This window comes from Amycolatopsis azurea DSM 43854, from assembly GCF_001995215.1.
Taxonomy (GTDB): Bacteria; Actinomycetota; Actinomycetes; order Mycobacteriales; family Pseudonocardiaceae; genus Amycolatopsis; species Amycolatopsis azurea.
Genome location: NZ_MUXN01000020.1, coordinates 234,268 through 253,571, shown reverse-complemented (window position 1 = coordinate 253,571; position 19,304 = coordinate 234,268). Strand labels below are relative to the sequence as shown.

Genomic DNA, 19,304 nt, shown 5'->3' with positions numbered 1-19,304 from the left:
GGTCTCCTCCTCCCCCCGGCGGAACAGTACCCCGGGGGCTACGCGAGCCCGGCGAGGATGGCCGCCGCCTCCTGCGGGTGCATGAGGAAGCGGACGTGGCTGCTGTCGAGCGACCGCACGTCGGTCGGGTTGTCCGGGGTGAGCGCGTCCGCCTCCTTGATGAAACGGTCCTGGAGCGCGAGCGGCATCGACCGGTCCCCGGTGAGCCTGATGTACGTGCGCGGGATCCGGCCCCACGTGGCGGCGTCGGCGCGTTCGGTGCCCGCGTCCAGGGTCTCGTCCGGTTCGAGGGTGTTGAGGTAGGCGAAGAACTCCTGCTCGGTGCCGTCTTCGAGCATCGCGGTCTTCAACGCGGCCAGCAGGGCGGGATCGGCCGTGCGCCAGTTCATCCGGAGCGCGCCGAGTTCGGCGGGGTTCGCGACGACGACAGCGCCGACGTCGTTGAGCGCGCTGCTCGCGTTCTCGGGTCCCTGCATGTACTCGCCCACCGTCGCGTCGACGCAGCACCACGCGGAGATGTAGACGATCCGGTCGATCAGATCCGGGACGGCGTTGCCCGCGCCGGTGAGCGGGATCCCGCCGCGGCTGTGCCCGACCAGGATGACCGGCCCGTGCTCGGCGACCTTGCGCACGACGTCCACCACGTGTTCGACGAGTTCGGCGGCGGTGACGCCTGCCTGGCTCGACGGCGCCGTGGCCAGCGTCCCCAGGTCCTGCGGCGCCTGGTACGCCGCGTGGAATCCGGCGCTGAAGCCGTGTCCGGGAAGGTCGACGGCCAGCGTGCGGTGCCCGAGCAGGGCGAGCTCGCGTTGCAGCGGGTTCCAGGTGAAGGAGTTGCAGTTGGAGCCGTGGACGAAAACGTAAGTCGGTTTCACGGTTCGTATCCTGACAGCCCTGCTTTGCCCGGATGACGGCTCAGTCCGCGATGAGCACCTGGCCCGCCCCGTCGAACCGGTAGCCGACCCCGCGCACCGTCGTGATCGGTGTCAGCGCGGGCTCCAGTTTCCCGCGGATCTTCCGGACGTGGACGTCCACGGTCCGCCCGTTGCCACCGGACAGCCCCCACACCTGCGCCATCAACGTGACACGGTCGAAGACGCGGTCCGGATTCCGGCTCAGGAACAGCAGGAGGTCGAATTCCAGCCTGGTGAACTCCAGCACTTCACCGTGCAGCTGGACTCGCCGCGGTCCCGGTTCGATCCGCAGTGGCGGCGCCACTTCGCCGAGACGTCGGCGCCGACCGGCGAGTTCGACGACCTGACCGGAATTCGTTTCACCGGCTTGGAAAGTCCGCGCCGTCAGTGTCACGCCGACAGTGTCCTCAAAGGACTCAAGCAGACGCGCGGCGATCGCGGCGGCGTGCTCTGAGTCGGTGCTCACCCGCAACGCCAGGGTCAGCTCGACGGTCGGTTCCCCGCTCACCGCGACCGACTGGGTCATCTCACACCACCCGGACCGGATGCCGGACGACGGCGTCGAACAGGTAGCCCTGGGTGTTGTGCGGAGTGACGTCGGGCTGGGTGATCCCGGCGATGTCCGTGGCCCGCGCCCGCAGGGTCTGGACGCCGGGAACACCGGCGCGCCAAGGGATTTCCCAGCGTTGCCAGCCCCGGTCCGCGGCCGCGCCCACGAACTTCGCCCGACGCCAGCCGTCGCCCGCGTCGACTTCGACCCGCCGGATCCGGCCGTTGCCCGACCACGACCGGCCGCGCAGCACATGCCTGCCGCCTGCCGCGAACTCGGCGTTCCACGGCAGTTCGAACGCGCTCTTGACCACCTGCCGGGTCACGACCGTGCCCTCCGCCGGATAGTCCGGCCCGAGCAGCCGGTAGTACTGCGTGTTCCACGGCGACACCAGCGGCGTCTCCGAAACCTCTATGCGCCCCAGCCATTTGATCGACGAGATGCCGATCCAGGACGGCACGACGAGCCGGACCGGATGGCCGTGATCCGGCGGGAGCGGACGGCCGTTCATCTCGTAAGCCAGCAGGACGTCCTGCAACGCTTTGGCGACCGGCAGCGGGCGCCGCACCTTGCCCAGGTTGGTCCCGCCGGTGACGTAGTCGGCGTCCAGTCCTTCCGGCAGGACGTCCACCGCGTGCCGGGTCAGCCCCGCTTTGGCCAGCACCGTGGAAAGCCGGACACCGCGCCAGCGCGCGACTCCGATCGCGCCGAGCTTCCACGCCGTGCCGGACACCGCCTGTCCTTGCTGGCTGGTGAAGTAGCTCCGGCCGTTGCCCGCGCATTCGATGGCGGACGTGATCGTCTCGGAGGGCAGGTGACGTAGATCGTGATAGCTGAATTCGACGGGCTTGTCCGCCGTCGGCGCACCGCGCAATCCGGTTCCGAACAGCTTCAACCGCCATGTGCCGACGTCGATCGACGGGGTGGCGGTGTGGTTCCGCACGAAGAACCGCTCGACCGGCGTCAGATATCCCTGACCGCTCAGCGCCTCCCAGCGCGTTTCCGCGTTGGTGCCGTAGACCTCGAAGATCTCCGGTGGCAACGGCTTCACGATCGGCGCGGCGGCAGACGCCGTCCCGACCGGAAGCGTTCCGAGTGCCGTCAGCGCGAGCGAGCCGCCGGCGGCAAGCCGAAGCATCCCGCGCCGCGATATCCCGGCGGCTCGTGCCTCCCCCGCACGCCACTGCGCGAGCCTTGTGCGGTCATAGGTGGCTTCGTCGGTCAGGCCGGTTCCGGTCATGTGGGTCATTGTCGGCAGCGGCCGTCCACACCGACCACCACGTCCACAGAGCGGAACGTCTTGTGCCCCGGACGGGGATCGAACCCGCACTGTGTCGATTTTGGCGCGGCAGTGATCGACATTTGTCATTCACTGCCGCGCGTTCGCATGACCTGCATGATTCGCAAAGGTTAACGAGCGTCGCTTCTCGTTGATCATCACCCGCTGACGTCCATTTCCGGGGGAAAGTCGGGGGTTTGATCTTCGATCTCAACCTACAAGTGGGGGCCTCTTCGTCCATCCCATCGACCTGGCGTCAGCCCGATCGAGCCTGTCAAGGGGGCACCGATCCCGCTGTCGTGAGAGTACCGCCGGACTGCCCCCTTGACAGGCTCGATAGCCCTCAGGAGGTCGGTGGGATGGACGACAGGCACACACGAACGCGAGTTCCACGCTCTCCTCGCCCATCCCGGAGACCTGCCCGTCCGGCGAGGACATTGCTCTTGTGGGCGAAAGCGAACCGCTAGCCCTTGCTCTCCCGGGGGTCACGAGAGCGCGGGTAGGTGTTCCGCTCCCCGATCTTGCCGTCCTGCTTGTGGACGACGTGTTCGACGCCTCGCTCGATGGCCATCTCCCGGCCCTTTGCCTGAGCTTCCGCCTTGGTCGACGCCGTGTTGCTCACGCGCTGGCCGCCCTCGACCTTGTTCGCCCAACCGTCTCCGTGCTTCACCGTGTGAACGTCGCCTTCTGCCATTTGAGCCTCCCTGAGCAGCCGTGTTTCCCGCGAAGTCGTCTGACTACAGGACTGCGTAACGGTTGTTACCGAGAGGTGATCCACTCAGGATGGCCGCCCTTGTTGACGGAACCTCACCGCGGGGCCACGCCGGCACTCCCGTATCCCCTGGTCCACGGCTCGAACCCTTGTTGACGGCCCCTCCGACGGGTGGGCCGCTGGCTGGCTTTTCCACGGGCGACCGCCGGGGACCGGGCGCCAGCCCGCACGCCTCGGCGGGGCTTGCCCGTGGATCAAACACCCTGGCCAGCGGCCCCGGAGGGGCCGCCTTGAACAAGTAATGAAACTCTGAACACGAGCACCATGGAGCCTCGTGGTCCGAATAGGAAACGCCCCGTGATCGCGAGGTGTGGCCCACGTTGCGATCACGGGGCGTTCAAGCTTGAACGATAGCGCCAATGACGGCTCGGAGTCGTCAACCGGTTCGGGGTGGTAGTTCGCACGCTGGGGTGAACTCGGCTTTGCAGTGGTAGCACCGAGACGCTGTGAAGGCCACGTCACGATAGCCGCAATTGGGGCACCCGTTTAGACGGACTGGGTACGTCTCTCCAAAATCGACAATGACCTCATGTGGTGTTGCGTCGCCGTACGGACGCTCCGGGTCGACTGAGCCCGAAGCGTCTGAAACGTAAGGTGCATCGTCGATTTCGGGATGGTGGCTCATGCGCTCGTCCTACCTGGGTCGGTCCATGAGGTACGTGAACTCGTATCGATCGCTCGGAAAGACGATGTCTGCCGCCTCGATGGGCACAAGGTCGTCAGTATCGTCATGTGTTGCACGCACAGTCTGCCTGATCTCGACGACTGCGACACCCGGCGGGATCGAGAGTGCTCCAACCTCGATGGTTGTTGGTTCACGAACGACAAGGTTCTCTTCGATCTGAGCCAGCGTCCAGCCAATGGCAGCGAACCGGGCATTGAGCCCATGCGTGGCGTGCGGCCCCTTGTGTGGGTGCTCGATGCTGGTGCCTCCGGTGATGCTGCGAGGCTCCCACGACGTCGACATGCTCATTGGGCGACCGTCTGCCGAGATCTGGTACTTGGTCTCTGTGACGGCATCACCGAGCTGAATCTCAAGTCGTCGCGCGACCCAGTCAGGCGCGTCAATGACCCGGGTCTCATGCTCTGCGGTTGGCGTTCGTCCCGCCCTCCCAGCCTCGTGAACGTAGGTCCGCTCGGCTGCCTGGAAGTGACGGAACGGCATGGTTCGGACCATTCGCTTCATCTCGGCAACGAAGGTCCCCTTCCCAGGGACGCTGTAGAGCAGGCCTTCGCTCTGCAAGAGCTGAAGTGCCTTCTTGCTCGTGATCATGCTGACGTCGTGCTGCTTGCAGAGAGCAGCAGCGCTCGGCACGGGTCCGTCAACCGGGAGAAGGCCAGCGCGGATCTGCTGGCGGAGATCCTCCGCAATCTGCATGTACTGCGGAGCGGGCTTCGTGGCACTTCGGTCATTGCTGCTCATGGCCTGCCGTCCTTAGTCCATTCGAGTGAGTCAGTTGGTATGCGTTGACATACCTGGTCTGCCATCGCATACTAGGTATGTAACACGATACCAGCTACCAGGAGGACGACATGAGGAACATCCCGGTGAACCTGGCGGGCTACCGGCTCACGGTCTCGGAGAACGTGGAGATGAAGATGCGGAAGGAGGACGGCGTGGAGAAGGTCGTGACCGACGACAAGGGCAACACCAAGTTCGTGGTCGCGCTCATGGTGAAGGCGAAGGGGCAGAAGGGCGAGGAGATCCGGGTGACCCTGGACACCGACCCCGGCGAGGGCTTCTCGGAGGACGACATGACCCGTGTCGAGCTGATCGACCCGCGCGTGACGCCGTACTCGTTCAAGAACGACAAGAACGAGACCGTCTCGGGTGTGGCCTGGGGTGCGGCCGGAATGAAGGCCCTGTTCTGATCACGCGTCGCGTGAATCCTGCCAAATCGGCATTCTGCCCGCTCGGGCACTGAATTCTTCTGATCATTGACAAATACATAGTGAGCCCAACTATGCCCAAAAACGCGCCTAATACGGCTACGCGCTTTGGTTCCTGACCTCATTTCGTCAGGGACTGGCGGGTGTATCCGTCCTAGACGAAATGAGGGTTCAAGAATGAGTGAACACGAAATTTTGGCCGCACAGTTGAATTCGTGGCCGTGGCTGCACCTGACGGAAGGTGATGAGCTGTGAAGACTGCAAATGAGGGCTTGACTGACGAGTTCGCGGCGATGCTTGAGGAATTGCGGGTTCTCGCAGCGCGGGCTTACCGCCTTGAGAGTGCCGGATCGCTCCACGACGCTGCTCATTCGCGTGTGCGGAGGGTCGCCCGGGAACTGATGAACTGCGCGGGCGATATCCAGTCGGCTGCATTCATTCAGGCGGACTGGATGCACGAGAAGGGGGAGTCATGAGCAAGGCAACTGTGAACGTTTCACGGAGCGGTCTTTCGTCGTTCGATCCGAATGGCCCGAAGCGGGGTGCGTGATGGGGAATCACGTGTGTTCGGCGAATTTCTGGCTGTCTCCGACTCGTGTCGCGACCTGCAATGTGTGCGGTCGCCAGTGGAATATGTGAGGTGCTGATATGTCGAGTTTCGCGAGTCTGACGTTCTATCCGCTGTGGCTGTTGCTGGTTGCTGCGTTGGTGGTCGCGATGCCGGTGGCCGGTGCTGCTGCCCTGGTTCTGGGTTTGCTGGTGGTGGCTGGCACGTGGGGGAAGCGATGAGCGCTCACGAGGGATTCACGGGTGTTCGGAAGGATCGACTGCTTTCCAGTTATTTCGACGCTTCGGAGTACAGCGTAACGGTTCTCAGGCTGATCGAAGAGGTGGTTCCGGAGACAATTCTCGCTGGCGACGGACTTTCCTTGCAGGGGCGAAAGTTGGCAGAGCAAGCGCGCTTGCTGCATGTCGACCTGTTGGCCATGTATCGGCGAATTGATGGGGTGTCCACCCATGAGTCCTGAGTCTGTGGACCTATTCGGGAATCCCGTGGACGAGCCGGTGACGACGGGATCGGCTGCCCTGCCGATCAATGATATGGGCCTGATCGAGAGGGTGTTACAGGTTGCGGAGAACACCGGGTATGTGCTGGTCGGGCATTCGGAGCGGGTGTATCACCTTGTGGATTCGAAGACGATCGAGGCCGCCCCCCGTTTCGAGGAGGAGGCGGTGCACCAGCTCCTGGCCTCGAAGTGGCTGACGAAGGGAGGTGTGCACGTCTACACCCATCACGGGTTTGAGGGGCCGGGCAATTCGGTTCTGGTGCCCAAGTCCACGAGGGTGAAGGCGCGTCAGTGGCGCAACTTGGCGCCGATTCCCTGTTCTCGCAAGCGAAAGGCATCATGATGACGTCGCAGACGATCAACAATGTCAACAAGGCCCGGTTCATCGAGTTCGAGTTCGCGCTCGATGAGGTTCGCAAGGCGTTTGATGAGGTCGGCAAGCTCGGGAAGTCCCTGGACGACAAGGGCGCCACGGCGGACCGGTTCGAGGGTTGGCAGGTCCCGACCAAGGCCGAAGTACAGGCCGCTCTCCGGGACGCGTCCACCGCGCTGGACGAGCTGCGGGAGGCCGCGCTCAAGCGCAAGGCGGAGCTGATCTCGCGGGGCTGGCGGGTCTGATGGCCACCCGCGAGGAAGATCTCGTTCACATCGCCGTGGAGGAGTCGTTCTGGTCGGGGGACATGACCGCCGCGTGCGGGATCACCGCGAACGTGGCCGATGTCGAGACCGCCTACTTCGGGTTCTGGTTCGCCACCTACTGCCCGGAGTGCCGACGGCTGGCTAAGAAGACCTGGTTCTGAACCGAGCGCCGAGGGAGAGACCGATGAGCACCAACCAGATCGACGGCAAGTTGACGGAGCTGGACAACGCGATGAAGAAGCTCCGCAAGACGCTGACGCACCTGTCCAACCGAGTCGCCGGGCTTGGAAAGCAGCACACGAATGCCGCCCGCAAGGTCGCGACCGCGATCACCACCGTGGAGTCGGCGAAACCGCTGTTCCCCGACCGCTCGAAGGCGAGGCCCCGCGCCCGGCGCCGCTGACGGCCGAACCGTAGTGCTGACAACCGCATGATCGATCCGTCTGGACGTAGTGAGGGCCGTAGACCTCGCGTCCAGTGTCCGGGGGCTCTACGGCCCTCCTGTGTCCACGAAACACAGGAGATCTACCGATGAAGACCCCGAAGTCGAAGACCCGCCGTCAGAGCGGGAAGACCCCTATCCCGGCCCGGTGCGCGGGCTGGATGCTGCGCCACCCGGGCATCACGACTATGCCGGCCGTTTTCGGCACGAGCGTCGTCGAACTGGGCGCGGTCACCACCGGTAGCGCGGTAGCTGGCCTAGTCGGTGCCGGGCTGTCCTGGCGCTACCTGCACAGAGACTCCTACACGGCGCTGGTGTCCCCGCGGCTTCGTGCCGTCCGCCGCCGCTGGACCCGCTACATCGGCCGATCCTGGAAAGAATCGCTGGACGCCTGCAACCTGGTGGGGCAGGACCGGCGTACCGGCGAACTCCTGGTCCCGCGTCTGCTGAGGGTGGCCGCACCCACCCCGTCGATCGACCTACTCAAGGTCAAGTTCGTCAAGGGCCAGTCGCTGCGCGTCTTCCAAGACGTCCAGGACGAGCTAGCCGCCGCGCTCGGGGCGGATGTGATCGCGATCGAGAAGACCGACAAGCCCCGGATCCTGTCGATCACCCTGGTGCACGGCAACCCGTTCGACGACGTGATTCCCCCGGCGGACCTGCCCGGCGAGGTGGATGAGGTCGATCTCAAGGCGATCGAGCTGGGCGACACCGAACAGGGCGAGGTCTGGTCCGAACCGCTGCTCGGTCACCACTGGCTGATCTCCGGCGCGTCCGGCTCCGGTAAGGGGTCGCTGCTGTGGAACCCGCTCCGGGCGATGGGGCCGATGATCCGGGAGCAGATCGCCCGGATCTGGATGATCGATCCCAAGGGCGGCATGGAGACCGAACGAGGCAAGCCGCTGTTCTACCGGCACGCCACCTCCGCCGACGAGGACGTGGAGTACGACGACGGCACCGGCCCCGAGGACGTCGACCCGATGCTCGCACTGCTGCTCGAATTCCGGGACCGCATGCGGGAACGTCAGGCCCACCTGAGGGAGCAGAAGCTCCGCAAGGCCACTCCTTCGGCCGAAACCCCTTTCGAAGTCCTGATGATCGATGAGCTGGCGATGCTCACCGCCCTCGGGGGCAGCCGGTCGACGATCAGCCAGGTGAACCGGATCCTCGCCGAAATCCTCACTCAGGGACGCGCGGCCGGATTCGCGGTCGTGGCCTACGTCCAGGAACCCACCAAGGACATCGTCCCCGTGCGGGACCTGTTCACCCGCCGGGTCTCGCTGCGCACCGGCTCGGCCTCCTATGTGGACATGGTGCTCGGCGAGGACGCTCGGCTTCGTGGCGCTCTCGCGGACGAGATCCCGGAAGAGGGCTGCGAGGGCATCGGCTACCGCACCTCGGAGAAGTCCCGCACCCCGATCCGGGTCCGCGCGGGCTACAGCACCGACGACGACATTGACGAACTCGTCCGCCTGTGCACACCGCACTTCGACGACGACGAACCGGGCGGCGTCCTGGTCCCCTTCGCCGCCTGACCATCCAGAAAGGACATGGAACATGACCATGGCACTTGCTCCGCTTGAGGGGGCCGCCAAACTCGCGGCCATCGCGACACGCATCATCCGGGAGACTCCCGCGCCCGAACCGGCCTCGGTCTGCCTTACGCCGGGCACGTCCAGCATCAGCATCCAGCCGAGTGTCGGACGCGACCCGGTGACCGTGATCGGCTCGCTGCTGGTCTGGACGCACTCGCTCACCGGCCTACACGGCGACTGGTGGCGCACGGCCCACGAAAGCCTGCACATCACCCTCCGTGGGCGGGGCCCGTCCGGTTCGCGGGTGTGCGTCTATGACGCCTTCCCCTACAGCCTCGCCCGGAAACACGTCACCCTCCGCAAGGGAGACCACGAAACCGTCACCCCGGACGAGCTGTACCTCCTCGCCCTCGAAATCGCCAAAGGTGATCACCGGTGACCGGGGGTACGTTGCTGACGCTGGTGATTTTCGGTGGCCTGTTCCTGACCGCGCCCCGATTCTTCCTTGAACCTCTGCTCGCGATCTTGGTGATAATCGTATTCCTCACTGCGGTCGCGCTCTTTTCGCTTATCGGGCTGTGCTGCACACCCTGGAAGACCAAGAGCAAGAAAGGACATGATCAGTGATCACTCTCAAGCTTCTCGGGCTCTGGCTCAAAATCACCGGCCTCACCGTTCTCGCGGTCATCTTCGAAGGTGTGCTCATCCGGAGCTTCTGGTGGACGTTCCTCGCGGTCGGCGTGACCGTCCTGGTCTACATCGGACTGACCGCTGGGATCTGGAAGGAGTGGCGCGCGGAACGCAACGGCGCCGGAACTTATCAGGTCATCCACTACACCCGCGACTGACCAGAAAGGGCTAGGCGATGTACGAATTGAGCTACTTCGGCGACTCGTACGAGGATATGTTTCAGGAGATCGACACAAAAATCGGAAAGCTGTTGACCGATTTGCTCTATTGGAAATGGCTGTTCACGGTGGGGGAGTACAACGCGCACTGTGACAGTGACCTCGAAGCGTTGAAGGCGCAGCGAGACAAAGCGAAGCACGAGGTGGAGGAGATGTTGTACCAGGCGCACAAGCTTCTCAGTAATGCGCGGGCTCTGTGATGTCCCACGTTGAAGAGGCGACTACCCCGGGCACCGTTCCGGACTCCGGCTCCGATGTGTGGCACTCGGCGGTGTCCACATTGGAGGACGGGTTAGCGATCTACCCGATTCGCTCGATCGAGGGTGTGCGGTTCGAACGGGCCAGGGTCACGAACACCGCCGTTGCTGGCACCGCGTCTATGGTGCTGCTCCGGGTGAGCCAGTCCCCGCCAGGGAAACCGGACCAGGCATGGGAACTAGCGATGCCCCCGGAGTTCGCCCGGTACCTCGCGGCTCAGCTCGACGCGCAAGCCCGCTACATCCAGACCGCTCCACCGGCAGGCACGGAGTCCTCGCGGAACACGTGAGATCTCCGTCGTGCCACGGGCGCCTCGCCCGTCCACCCCCGTGAAAGGAGGCAACATCATGTTCAGGAAACCCAAGTCTGACGGCGAGGACACCCCGCCACCCTCCCGCCGGGTTCGCGCGCTGGCCGATCAGCTCCACGAAGCCCGCGACGTCCACCGGCTCTCCACCGACCCGATGCTGGGCGCGGTCACCGCCGACCGGTTCCGGGCCTCGATCACCCGCACGATGTGGGTGTTCCTCGCGATCGGGCTCGGGTTCACCACAACCGGCGTGCACGACTTCCTGGCCGGTGACCGGCCGATCACCGATCCGTTGTGGTGGGGCGCGTGGCTGGCCGAACCAGCCCTCGCGGGCATCCTGGTCACCCTCCTTCGCTGGGAGGCCTCGATGCTCTCGCACGGCGTCACCGTGGACGTCAGGCCGGTGCGCTACCTGAAACGGCTGCTGCTCGGCGCGACTCTGGTGGCGAACGTGTGGGCCGGACTCGCACCGGCTCACGGCGCAGTCTCCAAGGGCATGGTGTTCTTCCACCTGGTGATCCCGCTCGTGGTGTTCCTCCTGGCGGAAGTCATGCCGGTGATCCAGCAGACCTGCACCCGCGTCCGCGAACAAGCCCTCGCCACAGGTCCGGCCCCGGCCAGCACGAACACCGTGAGGCAAGCCGCGGCTTCCCCGGTGACTATGCCGGCCGAAATCCAGACCCCCCGCCCCTCGGGGGTGAGCGGCACCCTCGCGAAGCTCCCCGCCAGCATCCGCACCACGGTCACCGGCATCACCGAGACTGCCCACGACGCTGGCAGGCCCGTCACGGCCGCCGATCTGACCGCGAGGGTCAATCTGCCGGACGCGATGCTCGCCACGCTGGTGGACGAACTGAACGCCTCGATCAACCACCACCCGGTCACCGCCTGACCGGCCCCCTCCCGCACCACGCACGTTCGCTGGGCAGCCCCCGGTGAACGTGCTGGGGTCTGCCCGGCTCTCTCGTGCCCGCACGAATGGAGAGCCATGATCACCGAGCACGACGGGTCCTCACTGGCTACCCGCATCACCCGCCACCTCAACATGAGCCACGTCCGTGACCGCGTCACCGCGACGGGCGGATGCCTTCAGCCGGTGCACCTGTCCGGCTACCGCGTCGTCACCGACCGCGCCACCGGCCGTACCCTCGACCACCACGCCGGGACCGTCTACGCCCCGTGCGGCAATCGCCGTGAGTCCGTGTGCCCCGCTTGTTCCGACCGGTACGCCGCTGACGCGTTCCACCTCATCCGCGCAGGAATGACCGGCGGCAAGACGATCCCGGAGATCGTGGCGGACAAGCCCCGCCTGTTCGTCACCCTCACCGCCCCGAGCTTCGGCGCCGTCCACGGCCGTCGCACCAGCCGCACCGGCCGCCGAATCCCGTGCGGATGCGGGGAATACCACCACGAAGCCGATCCCCGCGTCGGCACCGCGATCGACCCCGAGAGCTATGACTACCGGGGCGCGGTCCTCTGGCAGGGCCACACCGGGGACCTGTGGCACCGCTTCACGATCCGTCTTCGGCGGGAGATCGCCCGCGCGGCCGGGCTCAAGGTCAGCGAGTTCGCCGACCACGCCCGGCTTTCTTACGCCAAGGTCGCCGAGTACCAGAAGCGTGGCCTGATCCACTTCCACGCGGTGATCCGGCTCGACGGCCCCGAGGGTGCCCACGACCCCGCACCAGCCTGGGTCGATAGCACGCTGATGGAGCACGCCGTCCGCGCGGCGGCTGAAACCACCTGCGTGTCCCGTGAACTCCTGCTCGACGGCGAGACCACGGGACACGTGTTCACCTGGGGCCAGCAGATCGACATCCGCCCCATCCGCCCGGCACACGCCGCGCAGATCGAGGGTGATGACGGCGAGATCAGTGACCGCGCGCTGGCCGGATACATCGCCAAGTACGCCACCAAGGGCACCAGTACCAGCGAAGTCCCCGACCGTCCTATCCGGTCCGAACGCGCGATCGAGCACCTGGACGTCCTGCCGCACCACCGCCGCATGATCGCCACAGCCTGGGAGCTCGGAGCCAGCGAAGACCTTGCGTTCCTGAGGAAGTGGGCGCACATGCTCGGCTTCCGGGGCCACTTCCTCACCAAATCCCAGCGCTACTCCGTCACCTTCACCACGCTGCGCAGTGACCGCCGCGCCCACCAGCAAATCGCGACGCTCGAAGCCCTCGGAGCCAGCCCGGACAGCGTGACCGTCGTCAACCACTGGAACTACACCGGAAACGGCCACAACAATCCCGAAGAACGCGAGATCGCTGAAGCGATCTACGAAGGAAAACGCCTGCAACGTAAGGAAAAGCTCGCAAAGGAGAGCCAACCATGAACAAGCCACTCATGACCGTGGAAGACCTCTCGACCCATCTCAGTGTCCCTGTCGGCACTCTCTACCGGTGGCGCACCACCGGCTACGGCCCGGTCGGCAAGCGCATCGGCAAGCACCTCCGCTACCGCCCCGAAGACGTCGATGCCTGGGTCGCCGAACAAGGGGGCGCGTGATGGCCCGGCCACCTCTCGATGTGGGGACACACGGGAAGATCCGTTTCAGCGACACGGCCACCGGCGTCAAGGCTCGTGCGAGCTACCGGGGCTTTGACGGGAAGGTGCACGACATTGAGCGCACCGGCCCGACTCGTCCCAAGGCTGAACGGCTGCTGAAAAAGGCGATCAGCGAAGCCCTGAAGGCGCCCGGAGGTGGCGACATGGATCACAACACGAAGTTCAGCGTGGTCGCCGACAGGTGGATCACACGGCAGGCTGGGCGCGTCGAAGCGGGAGAGCGAGCACACGGCACCCTGGACAATTACCGAAGTGTGCTCAAGAACCACGTGCTTCCCGCGCTCGGTGATCTCCGGCTGCATGAGGTGACCGTGCCCCGGCTGGATGCGTTTCTCCCTGCGGTCAAGGCGAAAACCAGTGCGTCTCATGCGCGGACGACGCGTGCCGTGGTGAGTGGCGTTCTCGGCTTCGCCGTTCGTCAAGGGGCCTTGGGATCGAACCCGGTCCGGGAACTTGAACGGATCGAAGGCGGGAAGCGCAAGAAGCCTCGCGCCTTGTCGTCGACCGAGCGCCGCAAGTGGCTCGAACAGCTCGAAGCCGATCCAAAGGCCGTCGCGCGAGACCTGCCGGACCTGACGCGGTTCATGCTGGCGACCGGAGTCCGGATCGGCGAGGCGTTGGCGACCTTCTGGGAGGACGTCGATCTTGACGCCGGAACGGTCGCGATCGACTGGAAGGTGATCCGCATCCGGGAGGTCGGGTTGCGGCGGGTGAAGAAGCTCAAGACCGAGTCCGGGGATCGAACACTGCCGCTCCCCTCGTGGGCAGTGTCGGTGCTTCGGGAGCGTCGTCGTCTGGCCGAAGAAGCTGGGCGAGGCCCGGCCACCCCGGTCTTCCCGGACACGCTCGGTGGGCTACGCGATCCCTCGAACACCCGGCGGGATCTCCGGGAAGCACGCGGCACGGAGGACTTCGCGTGGGTCAAGTCGCACGTCTTCCGCAAGACAGCGGCCACAGTCCTGGACGACGCGAAGCTCAGTTCGAGGCAGATTGCCGATCAGCTCGGCCACGCTCGGCCGTCGATCACTCAGGACGTCTACATGGGGAGGACGACGGTCTCCCGGGACAACGCGACCGCGCTGGAAGGCATGTGGGATGACGAAGATCCTGCCAATTCCGGGGGTAAACCGGGGGCCGGTCAGGACCAGCAAGACCAGACAGAGCCCTGACCTGGGCGAATGGTGCCCCGGACGGGGATCGAACCCGCACTGTGTCGATTTTAAGTCGACTGCCTCTGCCAGTTGGGCTACCGGGGCACAGGCAAGCCTAGGCGATGGCTCTCAGCCCGCCGCTTCAGTACGCCGATATTCGAGCCAGCGAAGCCCGAGTTCGTTCCAGACGGCCTGGTACTCCTCGAACTTCTCGGTGATCAGCTGGGGATCGACCTGCTCAGGCGGGGTCGACGCGATGTAGAAGCTGAGTTCGTCGCGCAACCGGTAGAGCCGGAATTGAACCTCTTCCATCAGGACCCACAGGGAACGCCAGGCGAAGAAGGGTTCGAGCGCGCCGATCACGGTCGTCACGGCCACGAGCGCGAACGCGACACCGGTCCAGCCGTTGAGGTTCTGCAATCCGAGGATGATCGTGGACATCGCCGACAGCGCGAGCAGCAGAAGCCTGATCGACACGGCGCGCCAGCGGAAGCGCTTCTTCCGGGAACGGGCGTGCGCGTTGTCGCGCTCGATCCGGTCCAAGACGTGTTTCGCCAATTCGGCCGGGGTCAGGCCGGTGGCGAGCGGAACAGCGGGTACGGACCTCCGGAATGCCTGCACCGAAACACCCTAAACGCCGTGAAGGCCTCCTTCCCCACGCTGAAAGTAGGGAAGGAGGCCTTCACGGAGCTACCGCCTCAGGACTTCGACAGCCTGTCGAACTCCTCGCGCGGGTTGTTGATCTGGCCGAGCGAGATGACCTCGCGCCGGAACAGGCCACCGAGCATCCAGTCGAACAGGATGCGGATCTTGCGGTTCCACGTCGGCATCGCCTTGAGGTGGTACGCGCGGTGGAAGAGCCAGGCCGGGAAGCCCTTGATCTTCAGGTTCAGCGCGTCGGCGACACCCTTGTGCAGGCCGAGGCTGGCCACCGCGCCCAGGTTCTTGTGGTAGTAGTCCTTCGGCTTGCCGCCGCGGATCACCTTGATGATGTTCTTCGACAGCAGGCGCGCCTGACGGACGGCGTGCTGCGCGTTCGGCGGGCAGGTCGCGGTCGGGTCCTGCTCGGTACGCGACAGGTCCGGCACGGCGGCGTTGTCACCGGCGGTCCAGACGTCGGGGTGCCCGACGACCTGCATCGCGGCGGTGGCCTCGACGCGGCCGCGCTTGTCCAGCGGCAGGTCCGAGCTGGCGAGCACCGGGTTCGCCTTCACGCCGGCGGTCCAGATGATCGTGTCGGTGTCGAACTCGGTGCCGTCCGAGAGCACGACGTGCCCGTTCTCGAACGACTTCGCCGCTGTCGACAAATAGACTTCGATGCCGCGCTTTTCGAGCTGCTCGACGGTGTACACACCGAGCGTCTCGCGCACCTCGGGGAGGATCCGCCCGGCCGCCTCGACGAGCACCCAGCGGATGTCCTCGACCTTGAGGTTCGGGTAGTAGTTCTCCACCGCGAAGCGGGTCATGTCCTCGAGTTCGGCGAGCGCCTCGATACCGGCGAACCCGCCGCCGACGACGGTGAACGTCAGTAGGCGCTTGCGCTGCTCGGGGTCGAGCGTGCTGGCAGCCTCGTCCAGCTTCGTCATGACGTGGTTGCGCAGGTAGATCGCCTCGCCGATGGTCTTGAAGGCGATGCCTTCCTCGACCAGGCCCGGGATCGGCAGGATGCGCGCCACGGCGCCGAGCGCGACCACGAGGACGTCGTAGTTCAGCTGCTCGACGTGCCCGTCGGCGGCCTCGACCGTCACGGCCTTGCGCTCGTGCTCGATCTTCGTCACGCGCGCGGTGAGCACGTGGCAGCGCTTGAGCACGCGCCTCAGCGGCACGACCACGTGCCGCGGTTCGATCGCACCGGCCGCCGCCTCGGGCAGGAAGGGGGCATAGGTCATGTGCGGCTGCGGATCAACGACCGTCACGGACGCTTCGTTGGCCCGGAGCATCTTCTGCAGCCCGTACGCCGTGTAGAGCCCGACGTACCCACCACCAAGGACGAGGATCCGTGTCGGTTCCGACTTAACACCAGCCATATTTCTATAGTCGCACCCATCAGCTGAGATCGCTCGTGTACCCCATCCCGCTGTGACCAGCGTCGCCACGGTTTCCGCACCGATTCAGTTCAGCCCGGCCACCGAGGTCGCGGAGGCCAGGACGTCGCACACCATGTCAAGCGTCAGCCTGCCGGTCTGGACATTGCGCTGCGACACGTGGTAACAGCCGAAAAGGCGCAGGTCGCCGAGTCCCACCTCGGCCCCGTGACCGAATTTCGGGCGTGGCGCGGGCACCGGCCAGCCCGTCTCGGCGAGCACCGGCAGCAGTGCTTGCCAACCGAACGCGCCGAGCACCACGACGGCCTTCAGTGTCGGCTTCAGCAACCCGAGTTCGGCCGCGAGCCAGGATCGGCAGGTGTCCCGTTCCTCAGGTAAGGGCTTGTTGGCGGGTGGCGCGCATCTCACCGGGGCGACCATCCGGGTCCCCCGCAGTTCGAGACCGTCACCGATATGGGTCGACGTCGGCTGTGAAGCGACACCGATCCGGTGAAGCGCCTTGAACAGGACGTCACCGGAGGGGTCGCCGGTGAACATCCGTCCGGTCCGGTTCGCGCCGTGTGCCGAAGGAGCCAGGCCGACGATGGCGAGCGACGCGTCGGGCGGGCCGAATCCGGGCACCGGCCGGGCCCAATAGGTCTCGCCGGCGAAGGCCGCGCGTTTGACCTGGGCGATCTCCTCGCGCCACGCGACCAGCCGCGGGCAGGCCCGGCAATCGACGACTTCGGCGTCGAGTTCGGCGAGAGAACGGAACTTCATAGCGCCTCCTTCAACGCGTCGCGGCAGAGGCGATCGGCGTGCCGGGTCGTCTCCGGCTGCCGGAACGCGGGGCACAGCCGCAGCACCTGGCGGCACGCGTTGTCCAGCGAGATCTTGTGGCCGACGGAGACGTAAACGGGTTTCACGCCGCCCTGGGTACGCAAGACCGCACCGATGACCTCGCCGTCGTCCAGCAGCGGCGCCCGCGAGCCGCGTTCCGCGCCGGGCTCGTCGTGCTCGCCGATGAACCGGGTCTTGCCCACCCCGATGGACGGCAGACCGGTGACCACCCCGACGTGGCACGCCAGGCCGAACCTGCGCGGGTGCGCCAGCCCGTGCCCGTCGCAGACCAGGAGATCCGGGACGTGATCGAGCGCGCGGAGGGCGTCGAGAAGCGGAGGCAGCTCACGGAAGGCGAAAAGGCCCGGTTCATACGGGAACGAGACCTCGGAAACGACGGTGCGCTTTTCCACGACACGGAATCCGGCGATTTCGAGCGTGACAGCGGCGGCGGCGATCAGGCCGCTGCCCTCGTCGTAGGCGACGTCCAGGCCGGTGACCGTGGCGATCTCTTGTGGACAGCGATCCTCGGGATCAACCAGGCCACGCAGGGTTTCCTGGATCTCGATCGCCTGGCCGGGCGTGTTCGGGCGATCATGCGCCGTGACGATGTCCACCGGTACAGACTGCCAGTAAGTTGGGAGCATGCCGGACACCAATTCCGAATCGAACACCGCGAAGGCCGCCGACGAGAAGGACACCCCGTCGGCGGAAACCAAGGTCGAGCCGACCGACGACCTGGTCACCACGAAGCACACGCTGACGCTCAAGCGGCGCAAGCTCGCCTACACCGCCCGGACCGGGCGGCTCGTGCTGCGGAAGGAGGTCGTCACCGACGGGAAGTCCGAAGGCCACAAGGCCAAGGCCGAGGTGTTCGTGACCGCCTACACGCTCGACGACGCGGAACCCGGCAAGCGCCCGGTGACCTTCGCGTTCAACGGCGGGCCCGGTTCGGCGAGCGTCTGGCTGCACATGGGCCTGCTCGGCCCGCGCCGCGTGCTGTCCGGCGACGTCGACGACCCGGTCGCGCCGCCCTACGGGCTGACCGACAACCAGGAAACCCTGCTGGCGCACAGCGACCTGGTGTTCATCGACCCAGTGTCGACCGGCTACTCGCGCGCCGTGGACGGCGAGAAGGCCAAGGACTACCACGGGTTCGCCGCCGACATCGAGTCCATCGGCGAGGTCATCCGGCTGTGGGTGTCCCGGGAAAAGCGCTGGCTCTCGCCGAAGTTCCTCGCCGGCGAGTCCTACGGCACGCTCCGCGCGGCCGGGCTGGCGTCGCATCTGCAAGAGCGTCACGGGATGTACCTGAACGGGCTCCTGCTGATCTCCTCGGTGCTGGACCTGGGCACGCTGCGGTTCACCGAGGGCAACGACCTGCCGTACTCGCTCTACGTGCCGACGTACGCGGCCATCGCGCACTACCACGGCCTGCACGGCGACCGTCCGCTCGACGACGTCCTCGCGGACGCGGAGGACTTCGCGGCCAAGGAGCTCCCCTGGGCCCTCGCGCGCGGCGCCCGTCTGTCCACACAGGACCGCGCCGAGGCGGTGGCGACCCTCGCTTCCCTGACTGGACTGAGCGAGTCCTATGTGGACCGGGTCAACCTGCGGATCGAGCACGTCCGGTACTTCACCGAGCTGTTGCGGGACAAGGGTCTCGTCGTCGGCCGGATGGACGGCCGGTTCACCACGTGGGAGCCCGACGGCGGCCGCGAGCACATGAGCGACGACCCGTCGATCTCGCGGATCATCGGCGCCTACACGGGCGGGCTCAACCACTACGTGCGCGACGAACTCGGCTACGAGAACGACCTGCCGTACGAGATCCTCTCGACGGAGGTCTTCAAAGCCTGGTCGTACTCCGACTTCGAGGGCCGGTCGGTGTCCTCTGTGGACTCACTCGCTTCCGCGATGCGGGCGAATCCGCATCTCCGGGTGCACGTCGCCTTCGGTCACTACGACGGCGCGACGCCGTACTTCGCTTCGGAGCATGTTCTCGCGCGGCTTCAGATCCCCGAGGAGCTGCGGGAGAACATCGACACGGCGTACTACCCGGCCGGGCACATGATGTACGTGCACGAGGAGACGCGGGTACGGCAGGCGAAGGACCTCGCGAAGTTCATCAAGGCGGCCACCGCCGACTGAGCG

27 protein-coding genes and 1 tRNA gene are annotated in these 19,304 nt (G+C 65.9%); 18 read left to right on the top strand and 10 right to left on the bottom strand.

Annotated elements, in window-relative coordinates; translation table 11 throughout:
- Positions 1-38: 38 nt before the first annotated feature.
- From B0293_RS26450 to B0293_RS26430, 5 genes are all read right to left on the bottom strand, one after another.
- Positions 39-875, bottom strand: a complete 837-nt coding sequence (locus B0293_RS26450) for an alpha/beta fold hydrolase (protein WP_005155820.1) — start codon at positions 873-875, stop codon at positions 39-41.
- Positions 876-915: 40 nt separating this feature from the next.
- Complete coding sequence (locus B0293_RS26445; protein WP_005155817.1) at positions 916-1,440, bottom strand: winged helix-turn-helix domain-containing protein; 525 nt, start codon at positions 1,438-1,440, stop codon at positions 916-918.
- A 1-nt stretch (position 1,441) separates the two neighbouring features.
- Positions 1,442-2,704 carry a sulfite oxidase gene (locus tag B0293_RS26440; protein WP_005155816.1) on the bottom strand — a complete coding sequence of 421 codons (1,263 nt, stop codon included), beginning with the start codon at positions 2,702-2,704 and terminating at the stop codon, positions 1,442-1,444.
- Between the two features lie 502 nt (positions 2,705-3,206).
- Positions 3,207-3,437 (bottom strand): DUF2188 domain-containing protein, encoded by a 231-nt coding sequence (locus B0293_RS26435; protein WP_005155815.1) that lies wholly within the window; start codon positions 3,435-3,437, stop codon positions 3,207-3,209.
- Between the two features lie 712 nt (positions 3,438-4,149).
- On the bottom strand, positions 4,150-4,938 hold the full coding sequence (locus tag B0293_RS26430) for a GntR family transcriptional regulator (RefSeq protein WP_039917348.1): 789 nt from the start codon (positions 4,936-4,938) through the stop codon (positions 4,150-4,152).
- Between the two features lie 110 nt (positions 4,939-5,048).
- Between B0293_RS26430 and B0293_RS26425 the strand changes: the two genes are divergently transcribed.
- From B0293_RS26425 to B0293_RS26345, 17 genes are all read left to right on the top strand, one after another.
- Positions 5,049-5,387, top strand: a complete 339-nt coding sequence (locus B0293_RS26425) for a hypothetical protein (protein WP_005155814.1) — start codon at positions 5,049-5,051, stop codon at positions 5,385-5,387.
- Positions 5,388-6,053: 666 nt separating this feature from the next.
- Positions 6,054-6,194: a hypothetical protein gene (locus B0293_RS43560; RefSeq protein ID WP_157376422.1), complete on the top strand. Its 141-nt coding sequence runs from the start codon at positions 6,054-6,056 to the stop codon at positions 6,192-6,194.
- Positions 6,191-6,433 carry a hypothetical protein gene (locus tag B0293_RS26415; RefSeq protein WP_039917343.1) on the top strand — a complete coding sequence of 81 codons (243 nt, stop codon included), beginning with the start codon at positions 6,191-6,193 and terminating at the stop codon, positions 6,431-6,433. Before B0293_RS43560 ends, B0293_RS26415 begins: the two co-directional genes overlap by 4 nt.
- A gap of 25 nt (positions 6,434-6,458) precedes the next feature.
- Positions 6,459-6,815, top strand: coding sequence for a hypothetical protein (locus tag B0293_RS26410; protein WP_143254644.1), 357 nt, complete (start codon positions 6,459-6,461; stop codon positions 6,813-6,815).
- Positions 6,812-7,090, top strand: a complete 279-nt coding sequence (locus B0293_RS26405; RefSeq protein ID WP_052014415.1) for a hypothetical protein — start codon at positions 6,812-6,814, stop codon at positions 7,088-7,090. The genes B0293_RS26410 and B0293_RS26405 overlap by 4 nt, the downstream gene beginning before the upstream one ends.
- Positions 7,090-7,272, top strand: coding sequence for a hypothetical protein (locus tag B0293_RS26400; protein ID WP_005155812.1), 183 nt, complete (start codon positions 7,090-7,092; stop codon positions 7,270-7,272). The genes B0293_RS26405 and B0293_RS26400 overlap by 1 nt, the downstream gene beginning before the upstream one ends.
- Positions 7,273-7,295: 23 nt before the next feature.
- Positions 7,296-7,514 (top strand): hypothetical protein, encoded by a 219-nt coding sequence (locus B0293_RS26395; RefSeq protein ID WP_005155811.1) that lies wholly within the window; start codon positions 7,296-7,298, stop codon positions 7,512-7,514.
- Between the two features lie 128 nt (positions 7,515-7,642).
- A complete protein-coding gene (locus B0293_RS26390) occupies positions 7,643-9,088 on the top strand; it encodes a hypothetical protein (RefSeq protein ID WP_005155810.1) in 1,446 nt (481 codons plus the stop codon).
- 22 nt (positions 9,089-9,110) lie between these two features.
- Entirely contained in the window at positions 9,111-9,527 is a 417-nt protein-coding gene (locus tag B0293_RS26385; protein WP_077241388.1) for a hypothetical protein, read from the top strand.
- Positions 9,524-9,715, top strand: a complete 192-nt coding sequence (locus B0293_RS26380; RefSeq protein WP_005155808.1) for a hypothetical protein — start codon at positions 9,524-9,526, stop codon at positions 9,713-9,715. Before B0293_RS26385 ends, B0293_RS26380 begins: the two co-directional genes overlap by 4 nt.
- Positions 9,712-9,936 carry a hypothetical protein gene (locus tag B0293_RS26375; protein WP_005155806.1) on the top strand — a complete coding sequence of 75 codons (225 nt, stop codon included), beginning with the start codon at positions 9,712-9,714 and terminating at the stop codon, positions 9,934-9,936. The genes B0293_RS26380 and B0293_RS26375 overlap by 4 nt, the downstream gene beginning before the upstream one ends.
- 17 nt (positions 9,937-9,953) lie before the next feature.
- On the top strand, positions 9,954-10,196 hold the full coding sequence (locus B0293_RS26370; RefSeq protein ID WP_005155804.1) for a hypothetical protein: 243 nt from the start codon (positions 9,954-9,956) through the stop codon (positions 10,194-10,196).
- Entirely contained in the window at positions 10,196-10,543 is a 348-nt protein-coding gene (locus B0293_RS26365) for a hypothetical protein (protein ID WP_245191928.1), read from the top strand. The genes B0293_RS26370 and B0293_RS26365 overlap by 1 nt, the downstream gene beginning before the upstream one ends.
- A 58-nt stretch (positions 10,544-10,601) precedes the next feature.
- Complete coding sequence (locus B0293_RS26360) at positions 10,602-11,456, top strand: hypothetical protein (protein ID WP_005155801.1); 855 nt, start codon at positions 10,602-10,604, stop codon at positions 11,454-11,456.
- Positions 11,457-11,552: 96 nt separating this feature from the next.
- Positions 11,553-12,902, top strand: a complete 1,350-nt coding sequence (locus B0293_RS26355; RefSeq protein ID WP_005155800.1) for a replication initiator — start codon at positions 11,553-11,555, stop codon at positions 12,900-12,902.
- A complete protein-coding gene (locus B0293_RS26350; protein ID WP_005155799.1) occupies positions 12,899-13,075 on the top strand; it encodes a helix-turn-helix transcriptional regulator in 177 nt (58 codons plus the stop codon). Before B0293_RS26355 ends, B0293_RS26350 begins: the two co-directional genes overlap by 4 nt.
- A complete protein-coding gene (locus B0293_RS26345; RefSeq protein WP_039917338.1) occupies positions 13,075-14,304 on the top strand; it encodes a tyrosine-type recombinase/integrase in 1,230 nt (409 codons plus the stop codon). Before B0293_RS26350 ends, B0293_RS26345 begins: the two co-directional genes overlap by 1 nt.
- 10 nt (positions 14,305-14,314) lie before the next feature.
- Here the strand turns inward: B0293_RS26345 and B0293_RS26340 are convergent.
- The 5 genes from B0293_RS26340 to B0293_RS26320 all read right to left on the bottom strand — a co-directional run bounded on the left by B0293_RS26340 (position 14,315) and on the right by B0293_RS26320 (position 17,767).
- A tRNA-Leu gene (locus B0293_RS26340) sits at positions 14,315-14,391 on the bottom strand.
- 24 nt (positions 14,392-14,415) lie between these two features.
- Complete coding sequence (locus B0293_RS26335) at positions 14,416-14,907, bottom strand: SLATT domain-containing protein (RefSeq protein WP_005155797.1); 492 nt, start codon at positions 14,905-14,907, stop codon at positions 14,416-14,418.
- 77 nt (positions 14,908-14,984) lie between these two features.
- Entirely contained in the window at positions 14,985-16,313 is a 1,329-nt protein-coding gene (locus B0293_RS26330) for an NAD(P)/FAD-dependent oxidoreductase (protein ID WP_005155795.1), read from the bottom strand.
- Between the two features lie 84 nt (positions 16,314-16,397).
- A complete protein-coding gene (locus B0293_RS26325; protein ID WP_005155794.1) occupies positions 16,398-17,090 on the bottom strand; it encodes a uracil-DNA glycosylase in 693 nt (230 codons plus the stop codon).
- Entirely contained in the window at positions 17,087-17,767 is a 681-nt protein-coding gene (locus B0293_RS26320; RefSeq protein ID WP_005155793.1) for an endonuclease V, read from the bottom strand. The genes B0293_RS26325 and B0293_RS26320 overlap by 4 nt, the downstream gene beginning before the upstream one ends.
- Positions 17,768-17,795: 28 nt before the next feature.
- Between B0293_RS26320 and B0293_RS26315 the strand changes: the two genes are divergently transcribed.
- Positions 17,796-19,301 (top strand): S10 family peptidase, encoded by a 1,506-nt coding sequence (locus B0293_RS26315; RefSeq protein WP_005155792.1) that lies wholly within the window; start codon positions 17,796-17,798, stop codon positions 19,299-19,301.
- Positions 19,302-19,304 lie beyond the last annotated feature (3 nt).

Bases quoted from the DNA above. Each gene is read 5' to 3' on its own strand.
- B0293_RS26445 (WP_005155817.1), bottom strand. From the start codon at position 1,440: ATGACCCAGTCGGTCGCGGTGAGCGGGGAACCGACCGTCGAGCTGACC.
- B0293_RS26440 (WP_005155816.1), bottom strand. From the start codon at position 2,704: ATGACCGGAACCGGCCTGACCGACGAAGCCACCTATGACCGCACAAGG.
- B0293_RS26435 (WP_005155815.1), bottom strand. From the start codon at position 3,437: ATGGCAGAAGGCGACGTTCACACGGTGAAGCACGGAGACGGTTGGGCG.
- B0293_RS26430 (WP_039917348.1), bottom strand. From the start codon at position 4,938: ATGAGCAGCAATGACCGAAGTGCCACGAAGCCCGCTCCGCAGTACATG.
- B0293_RS26425 (WP_005155814.1), top strand. From the start codon at position 5,049: ATGAGGAACATCCCGGTGAACCTGGCGGGCTACCGGCTCACGGTCTCG.
- B0293_RS43560 (WP_157376422.1), top strand. From the start codon at position 6,054: ATGTCGAGTTTCGCGAGTCTGACGTTCTATCCGCTGTGGCTGTTGCTG.
- B0293_RS26415 (WP_039917343.1), top strand. From the start codon at position 6,191: ATGAGCGCTCACGAGGGATTCACGGGTGTTCGGAAGGATCGACTGCTT.
- B0293_RS26405 (WP_052014415.1), top strand. From the start codon at position 6,812: ATGATGACGTCGCAGACGATCAACAATGTCAACAAGGCCCGGTTCATC.
- B0293_RS26400 (WP_005155812.1), top strand. From the start codon at position 7,090: ATGGCCACCCGCGAGGAAGATCTCGTTCACATCGCCGTGGAGGAGTCG.
- B0293_RS26395 (WP_005155811.1), top strand. From the start codon at position 7,296: ATGAGCACCAACCAGATCGACGGCAAGTTGACGGAGCTGGACAACGCG.
- B0293_RS26390 (WP_005155810.1), top strand. From the start codon at position 7,643: ATGAAGACCCCGAAGTCGAAGACCCGCCGTCAGAGCGGGAAGACCCCT.
- B0293_RS26385 (WP_077241388.1), top strand. From the start codon at position 9,111: ATGACCATGGCACTTGCTCCGCTTGAGGGGGCCGCCAAACTCGCGGCC.
- B0293_RS26370 (WP_005155804.1), top strand. From the start codon at position 9,954: ATGTACGAATTGAGCTACTTCGGCGACTCGTACGAGGATATGTTTCAG.
- B0293_RS26365 (WP_245191928.1), top strand. From the start codon at position 10,196: ATGTCCCACGTTGAAGAGGCGACTACCCCGGGCACCGTTCCGGACTCC.
- B0293_RS26360 (WP_005155801.1), top strand. From the start codon at position 10,602: ATGTTCAGGAAACCCAAGTCTGACGGCGAGGACACCCCGCCACCCTCC.
- B0293_RS26355 (WP_005155800.1), top strand. From the start codon at position 11,553: ATGATCACCGAGCACGACGGGTCCTCACTGGCTACCCGCATCACCCGC.
- B0293_RS26350 (WP_005155799.1), top strand. From the start codon at position 12,899: ATGAACAAGCCACTCATGACCGTGGAAGACCTCTCGACCCATCTCAGT.
- B0293_RS26345 (WP_039917338.1), top strand. From the start codon at position 13,075: ATGGCCCGGCCACCTCTCGATGTGGGGACACACGGGAAGATCCGTTTC.
- B0293_RS26330 (WP_005155795.1), bottom strand. From the start codon at position 16,313: ATGGCTGGTGTTAAGTCGGAACCGACACGGATCCTCGTCCTTGGTGGT.
- B0293_RS26325 (WP_005155794.1), bottom strand. From the start codon at position 17,090: ATGAAGTTCCGTTCTCTCGCCGAACTCGACGCCGAAGTCGTCGATTGC.
- B0293_RS26315 (WP_005155792.1), top strand. From the start codon at position 17,796: ATGCCGGACACCAATTCCGAATCGAACACCGCGAAGGCCGCCGACGAG.